Source organism: Clostridia bacterium, from assembly GCA_014360065.1.
Taxonomy (GTDB): domain Bacteria; phylum Bacillota; class DSM-521; order Neomoorellales; family JACIYF01; genus JACIYF01.
Genome location: JACIYF010000114.1, coordinates 1 through 7,727, shown reverse-complemented (window position 1 = coordinate 7,727; position 7,727 = coordinate 1). Strand labels below are relative to the sequence as shown.

The following is a 7,727-nucleotide window of genomic DNA, read 5'->3' as shown; positions in this document are numbered from 1 at the left end:
GTGCGTTCGCTCCCGGAAAATCGGCGGTGTTGACTATTACTGTCCTGATATTCTGAAGCTGGTCGCGGACGAAATTCAGGTTTTCTAAAAGCAGGTATTCAATAATCAAGGCCTCGGCATCACAATGGTTGAGAATGTAGCTTAATCCATCCCCTCGCAAGGCTACATTTACGGGCACAAATACTGCACCGGCTTTAAGGATTCCTAACCAGCAGTAAAACATCTCCGGGCTGTTGAAGGTCAAGCAGGCTACCTTATCCCCCTTTTTTACTCCCAGGCCGAGGAGAGCACGGGCCACCTGGTTGGCCCTTTGATTCAATTCCTTATAAGTAATCTTTTGGTCTTCAAAATAGAGATAGACTTTATCCGGGTTTTCCCGGGCCCGCTTTTCTAGGACTTCGGGAATGGTGGTCAAGAGGGCCCGGATGATTTCATCGGGTAACCCGTACTTAGCCGCCAGCTCCGCACCGCTCAATCCCATCTTTAGCTTTCACCCTCCTTCTGGTGCTTGGGCTTCCCCATATGCCACTCTAGCCAAACCGATATTTAACCCCATACCCGCCCGGGGGGTAAGCCCAAAACAGGTTGGCTTCCGGGCAGGTCACCCGGCAGGTCCCGCATTCCAGACAATTCTCGTAGCTGATGACCAGCTTATCTTCCTGCCAGACATAGGTTCGGGCTGGACAGACGTAGGTACAGGGCCGGTCCAAGCAGCTCTCCCGACATATCCTCTCCTCCCGCAGGGTCAGGTGAGGCGGGTAACCCACTTTATAAGCAACCGTCGCCAGGCGATCCTCTATCTTCATGGCTCTTGCCCTCCCGATGCTGCTTGCGAGCTCGGCGCCACCCTGGTGACCACTGTCCCCCCTTGGGCTGGCCTTTCCGCCGTCGCCCAGCTGGGCCTCCCCGCCAAGCGCGGCGGCTTCGCCCGCATAGCTTCCTCGCCCAGCATGGCTTCGGCCAGCACCTTGATCCGCTCCGCCGGAATTCGCGCCACCACCTCAGCAAACATGTCGTGGAAAGTCGCAAGCTTGGGTCGGCCATTAACCAGCATCAGCTTGCGGCCAAGGGAACAGGCCAGAGATCCTAGCTGAGGAAATAGTTCAGGTACCTTCTCAAAGGCCTGGGGCTCAGCCCAGGCATAGGTCCACAGGTCTAGCAGCACAAAGCTTTGGGCCAGAAGTTCCCCGTATAAGGATAGCCCGGCCGCGCTGAAATCGCCCTTTTCCTTGGCGGCCAGCACCGCCTGGGCCGCTAGCCGTCCGGAAGTGATGGCCAGATTGGAGCCCTCGCGGTGGATGTGGTTTACCAGCATAGCTGCATCGCCAACCACCAGGAATCCCGGCCCATACAGCCGAGGCATATTCCGAAATCCGCCCTCGGGTATTAGGTGGGCGGCATACTCCTCTACTTGGCCGCCGGCAATCAACCGCGCCACCGCCGGGTGCGATTTAAGGGCATCCAGAAGCTCATAGGGGGTAGTCCGAGCGCGCTTAAGCTCACTGGCCATTACTCCCAGGCCCAGGGAAACGCTCTCCCGGTTGGTATACAAAAAGGCTACACCTACAAGACCCTTGGTCGCCTCTCCGGCCATCTCAATGGCAGCTCCCTGGCCTTTCTCCAAGCCAAACCTCTCCTCAATTCGGCCCGGGTCAAGGGAAATAACCTCCTTAACCCCAACTGCCACCTGCTCTGGAGGAATCTCCTTCAATCCTAGGAGCTGGCGGGTAAGCAGGGCGTTTACCCCCTCGGCCAGGATGACCACATCCGCCCTTAGCTCCTCCCCCGCCCCGGTCCTTACCCCGCAAACCTGGCCTTCACTAACCAAAAGCTCTTTGACCAAGGTCCGGGTGGCCAGGTGAACCCCGGCTTCTTCGGCTTGGGAAGCAAACCAGCGATCAAATTGGGCCCGGAATACGCTGAAGCTGTTATACGGTTCGCGCCCCAGCTCAGGATCCCGAAATCCCACCGTAAAAGCGGCTTGTGAGTCAAGTAACCACAGGTTTTGTTGAACAATTGGCCTCTCCAAAGGTGCCCGTTCCCAGAACCTGGGAACCAGTTCATTAAGGGGGTGGGCATAGAGGATGCCGCCCATTACATTCTTGCTGCCAGGGTACTCGCCCCTTTCGGCCACAATCACTTCCAGCCCAGCCTGAGCCAGAGTCATGGCGGCGGCAATACCGGCCGGCCCCGCACCTACTACAATGGCATCTACCTTTTCCCCGTTCATTTGACTACCAACCACCTTAACTGACCATGTTGGCTAACTAGATCCATCCAGCCATCCAGTCCGCCAGTTACCCTGAATGCCTCCACGGTGGGGCTCAGCCCACCCGCTCCAGGATGTGGATCACGCTTATCCCCACATCTCCGTCCACAAAACCGCCCTCGTTGTGGGCCAAACCCAGCCGCGGCCAATCCCCTCCTTTCCTCCTTACTTGCCGCTGACCTGCTTGGCCCCGGAGCTGCCAAACGATCTCGGCAATCTGCCCCAGCCCGGTGGCTCCCACCGGATGGCCGCGGGCCGCCAGCCCACCGCTGGTATTTACGGGAATGGCGCCATCCAAGTTGGTCTTCCCTTCCCGGATGAGCTGAGCGCTCTCCCCAGGGGCACAGAAACCCAGATCCTCGTAGCATTTAAGCTCTGCCGGAGCCATAGCATCGTGAACCTCAGCCACATCGATGTCTTCCGGGCCTACCCCGGCCTGACGGTAAGCCTCCTGGGCGGTCAGTGCCGAAGTAGTAGGCCCCTGGTAATCGTAAGGCCGCCAGCTGCCGGAGCGCATGGCCGAAGCGCGGACCCGCACTAGGCCAGCACAGCCCTGCCGGCGGGCCCATTCCTCAGCGCAGATGATGGCTGCCGCCGCCCCGTCCCCCAATGGGGATACCATGTAAAGGGTCAACGGATCGGCTACCACCGGGCCGGAAAGCACCTTCTCTAAAGGCAAAGGCTTTTGAAACTGGGCATAAGGGTTGAGGGAACCATTGTAGCTGTTCTTGACCACCACCCGGGCAAAGTCTTCCACCGTCCAGTCATGTTCGGCCATCATCCGCCGCAGTAGCATGGCATAAACGGCTGAAAACTGTAAGCCCAAGCCCCCTTCGCCTTCCACATCGGAAGCGCTACCCAAGGCTTGCAACGATTTAGCCAAATCGTTGGCGTAAAGCTTTTCCATCCCCACAGCCAAAACTACATCGTGGACCCCGGCTCCCACCGCAATAAAGGCATCTCGGAAGGCAGTACTGGAGCTGGCACAGGCGTTTTCTACGTTGGTAATGGGAATGCCGCCAAAGCCAGCATACCTAAGCACCACCTGCCCCCTTACCGCCTCCTGCCCGGTCATCAGCCCTACCATGGAGCTGCCCACATAGGCCGCTTCTATGGAGCGGGGGTCGATTCCGGCGTCATTGATGGCATTCCAAACTGCTACCCGAACCAACTCCTTGAGGCTGGTATCCAGAAACTTCCCAAAGCGGTGCATTCCCACCCCGATGACCACCACCGGCCGCATCCGCGACACCTCCATTAGCTCCTGCCCTCTTTCTCGCCTGCTTGTTCCCGTTCCCTTGTCGGGCGGTAAAGCCAGCCGATTACCTTTCGTCCCTGGGGATCGGTCTTCACCTGACCGATAACTAGCTCCATTCTCTGCCCCACCGCCAGGTCGGGATTGAAGGGATCGCAATCCGCCAGCACGGAAAAGATCACCGGGCCCTCGTCCAGGCGGATGAAGCCCAGAAGGTATGGGGCCTCAAACCCAGGTGGGGCTTGAAAGACAATGGAAAAGGTCTCCAGCGTGCCCTGGCTGCCCATGGGATGAGGTTCCAGAGTATCGTCCCGCAGACAGGCAGGACAGACCGCCCGGGGCGGGAAAAACAGGTTGCCGCACCGGCGACAGCGATTCCCCACCAGATAGGGCGCTTGGCCTGCCGCCTCGGGAATTACGAATACCCCTTCCCGAATGGGTACGGTGTCTTGGGTCAAAATGGTTACCCCCTTTGCCCCTCCGAAAATCCAGTCTGTTCCAAGTCGCCAGCACTCTCTTTTGCAAACCCCTTGCCATTCCAGTCGTGGTCACAAAAAAAGCCCTGGCCTCCCAGGTTTGAGGCCAGGGTCCTGTTTAGATTTGCAACAATGCCGCCCGTATACTGCCGGGCATTCCGGCTGTTTGTAGCCAAAGTCAAGTCGATGCTTAGGCTAGGAAGTGGATCATTTTGTTACAGCTAAAGTTAAATGGCTGAATCAGCTTCAGGCATGACAACAGCCTTCCGCTTCCCACTTCTTGAGCTGCCGATAAATGGTGGCCCGGCTGACGCCCAGACAGCGCGCCGCCAAGGATACATTACCTCCGCTCTTTTGCAGCGCTGTCCAGATGGCTTCCTCCCGGATTTGTTCCATGTTCTTGCCCACTCTTCTCGCCGCCGCCCTGCTGGCAGGCCCTCTTTCGCCCCAAGCCGTCAGCTCTGGAGGCAAGTGGGAAAGATCGATGACCGTGCCCGGCGCCATCACACTAGCCCGTTCCAACACGTTTTCCAGCTCGCGCACGTTTCCGGGCCAGGAGTAATTCAGAAATACCTCTTCCACCGGGCGGCTTAATCTAAGCTCTTTTCGACCCAGCTTCTCCGCCCAGTGGGCAAGCTTGGATTGGGCAATAAGCAAAATGTCGCCTGGGCGCTCGCGCAACGGCGGCAGGGTTATGCTGATGACGTTGAGCCGATAGTAAAGGTCCTGGCGGAAACGTCCCGCCCTTACTTCCTCCCTTAGATTCCGGCTGGTGGCAGCTATGAGGCGGATATCGAGGGGTAAGGGCCAGAGGCCACCTATCCGGGTGATCTGGCGCTCCTGCAAAGCTCTGAGAAGGGCAACCTGCATCTCCAGGCCAAGCTCGCCGATCTCATCTAGGAAGAGGGTACCGCCATTGGCCAGCTCAAATTTCCCCGGGCTGCCTCCTCGTTTGGCTCCAGTAAAAGCACCCTCCACATAGCCAAAAAGCTCGCTGGCGATCAATTCCCGGGGAATAGCCCCACAGTTTAGGGCTACGAATGCGCCCCTACGGCGGTGGCTTTGGTTGTGGATGGCTTGGGCAAAGAGTTCCTTGCCGGTACCGGATTCTCCAAGTAACAGCACGGTGGAATCGGTAGCAGCCACCCTTTTGGCCAAGCCGACGGCATCTAAGAAGTTCGGATCCTGGCCGATGATATCCGCAAAGGTATACCTCCCGGGTCGGGTAGTAGTCTTTGCGGCAGCATTCCCTGCCGGAGAACTGGGCACAAACACCCGGGGAGCTGGCCTGGAAGCCGGCGCCGGGCCTAGCGGCTGTCCTTCCAGAATGGCCTGCAATAGCTCGGGGTCGCGGCTTGAGATTTTGGTCGGGCCGGTGGCCATGGCGCCGATGGCAGCCGTCAATTCCTGCCCCGGGTCAGGGCCGATAGTTCGGGCCAGCTGAGTTTCGATAGCTCTGGCGGTGGCAATGGCTAGCCCCAGGTTGTGAGGGTGAACCCGGTAATCATAGCCGGTCAAGTCTAGGACGCCCACAATGTTGCCTTTGCGATCATGGATGGGTGCAGCTGAACAAGTATACCCATGCCACCCGGCACAAAAATGCTCGGTGGCGAACACCTGCACCGGCTGATCCAGGCGCAAGCAAGTGCCTATGGCGTTGGTGCCCACTGCTTCTTCGGTCCAGCTGGCTCCGGGCAAAAACCCGTGCTCGCCGATGAGGGCATACCCCTCGGCATCGCCTAGAACCCTGAGAATGATTCCCTCCGCATCCACCAAGGTTATCATAAACCCCGATCCCTCAATGAAAGAATGCAGAAGGTGCATGAGGGGCAAAGCAGCAGAAACTAGTTCTTGCTTTTCCTTCAGGTAGTCGCCCAAATAAGCTAAGGGAACAACTTGAGGAGCCTTATTCATATTCGGGTTGATGCCCATAGTGCGGCAGCGCTTCCATGATTCACCAATGACCGGCCGCAGTACGCTAGATTGGTGGGCTTCGCCCCGTAGAAACTGTTCCCGTTGTTGGCCAAGAATCCCCTTGACCTCTCCCCAGTTGTACAGGATACCGGCCAAATAATGAGCAGTCACGCCTCATCACCTCAACTGATCTGGGCTTTGCTCAAACATTATTCAAGAAACAGGCTATTGATCGAGTGTGGGCTAGAGCTTAAGAAGTCATATTTTGGGTTAACATCCGTGGGAAAACAGGGCTAACTGGTCCGCCAGGACAATTGGGCGGATCAGATACGGTGCAGTTAAAAAATACCATCCCAGGATTGAATTTGCAATAGTCAGTATTGACTAATTCTTCTTATAGTTTCTAATTCAAGTAGCAACGGCACTTGTCAGCCCCCATCTAGACCTACTTCACTAGTCGGGCTGCCGATGAGCTGACATATATGGGGGAACTGTAGACATAGTCATCGCCACTTGCCGCTAGCCAATAATAGTGATCCCCTCCCGGATAGTGCCATTCCCGGCTGCGACGATAGCCGGCCCCGGCGCCGAGACAGGTGCGCCACCGAAACAGTAAGCGCCAGTCCTGATAGACCTCCAGTACAAATCGCCCTTCCAGCGCCGCCACCAGCTGTATTTCTAAGGCTAAAGGGGTTTTGGGGTCAATGCCGAAAAGCACCGTCCCTGGCACCTGCCCGTTAACAGTAAGGAAAGCTAACGACCCTTTGTGCGAGGCTACCGTCCTGCCTTGCCTTAAAGCCGCGTCCACTGCTGCTTTGCGGCGCCAGTAAGACAGCCCCTCCCACTCTAGCCCCAAATAAATGTAAGTTACGTAACCGGCATGCCCGGGGTCGAACCAGCGTCCGTGGTAGTCGCTTCCAGCCCGAGGGGAGGGAATGCAGCCTTGCCCAATGCTGTCTTTAAGTTGGCGGCTAATTTCCAACCTCCACCGCCTTACTGGGCGGCTATTCAGGCCGAAGTCGCGCTGCAAAACCCCGGACATGATCTCGACACCTCGGTAACCAACCACCTTCCAATCCTTCCAGGCGGGATCCCCGTAAGGGTGGGCGATGGCGGCTGAAGACACCCCCGGCAGGTTTAAGTTGACATTGTCAATGCCTTCCTGGGGGCTGAAGGTATCATTTTCTAACCCCTGCGCGTCCCTAATCCCATAGGCCAAAAGGTCTCCCTGCTTCTCCCAAGCCCGAAATCCCGGCTCCTGGCCCGAATCAGAAACCGAACTTATAGACCTCCTTCTCCCGGTGGAGAATTCCGCTCCGGGCAAAGCTACGATATCGCCACCGGGCCTTCTCAAGGCTGAAGCTCGATAGCAAGCTTTCTTGTATTCCGCCCACCTCTTAGCCATCAAATCAGTATGATCGGTAAAATAAACAATGCGGTAGCCCCGTGCCGCTAGCATCTTAACTACTTCGGCCACGTCCTTTTCGCCATCGGAAAAGGTGGAGTGAACTTGCAGGTCAGCCGGGTACCAACCTGGGTGCTGGGGAAAGACCATCTCTTCAGCTTGACCTACCGGCATCCTTCGGCATCCCCTCCCGTTTGCTTACGAGAAAAAAATATGCCGGCCTATTGCCGGTTATCCCACCAACCCCAACCTGCCCACCGCTAGGCCCTTGCTTGACCAAAGCCCGAACTGGGAGCTTAGTAAGTCCAACTACGCATGCTAAACCTAGACAGCTGGAGCGGTCGGCCTAGCACCTCAGGCCGACCGCTCCAGCTCCTGCTTCAAAAACTCCCACTCGGCATCCGTCTC

7 protein-coding genes are annotated in these 7,727 nt (G+C 57.3%); all 7 read right to left on the bottom strand.

Features of this window, described 5'->3' with window-relative positions; all coding sequences use genetic code 11:
* Positions 1 to 481 (bottom strand): AMP-binding protein (locus H5U02_12660; protein MBC7343270.1); only part of this gene is annotated, 481 nt, incomplete at its 3' end.
* 49 nt (positions 482 to 530) lie between these two features.
* Positions 531 to 806, bottom strand: coding sequence for a 4Fe-4S dicluster domain-containing protein (locus H5U02_12655; GenBank protein ID MBC7343269.1), 276 nt, complete (start codon positions 804 to 806; stop codon positions 531 to 533).
* The gene (locus tag H5U02_12650; protein MBC7343268.1) at positions 803 to 2,230 is read right to left on the bottom strand and encodes an FAD-dependent oxidoreductase; all 1,428 of its coding nucleotides are present in this window, start codon (positions 2,228 to 2,230) and stop codon (positions 803 to 805) included. Before H5U02_12650 ends, H5U02_12655 begins: the two co-directional genes overlap by 4 nt.
* Positions 2,231 to 2,324: 94 nt before the next feature.
* The gene (locus tag H5U02_12645; protein ID MBC7343267.1) at positions 2,325 to 3,512 is read right to left on the bottom strand and encodes a thiolase family protein; all 1,188 of its coding nucleotides are present in this window, start codon (positions 3,510 to 3,512) and stop codon (positions 2,325 to 2,327) included.
* A 14-nt stretch (positions 3,513 to 3,526) separates the two neighbouring features.
* Entirely contained in the window at positions 3,527 to 3,982 is a 456-nt protein-coding gene (locus H5U02_12640) for a Zn-ribbon domain-containing OB-fold protein (protein ID MBC7343266.1), read from the bottom strand.
* 264 nt (positions 3,983 to 4,246) lie between these two features.
* Positions 4,247 to 6,085 (bottom strand): sigma-54-dependent Fis family transcriptional regulator, encoded by a 1,839-nt coding sequence (locus H5U02_12635; GenBank protein MBC7343265.1) that lies wholly within the window; start codon positions 6,083 to 6,085, stop codon positions 4,247 to 4,249.
* Between the two features lie 274 nt (positions 6,086 to 6,359).
* Positions 6,360 to 7,493: a hypothetical protein gene (locus H5U02_12630; protein MBC7343264.1), complete on the bottom strand. Its 1,134-nt coding sequence runs from the start codon at positions 7,491 to 7,493 to the stop codon at positions 6,360 to 6,362.
* Between the last annotated feature and the right edge of the window lie 234 nt (positions 7,494 to 7,727).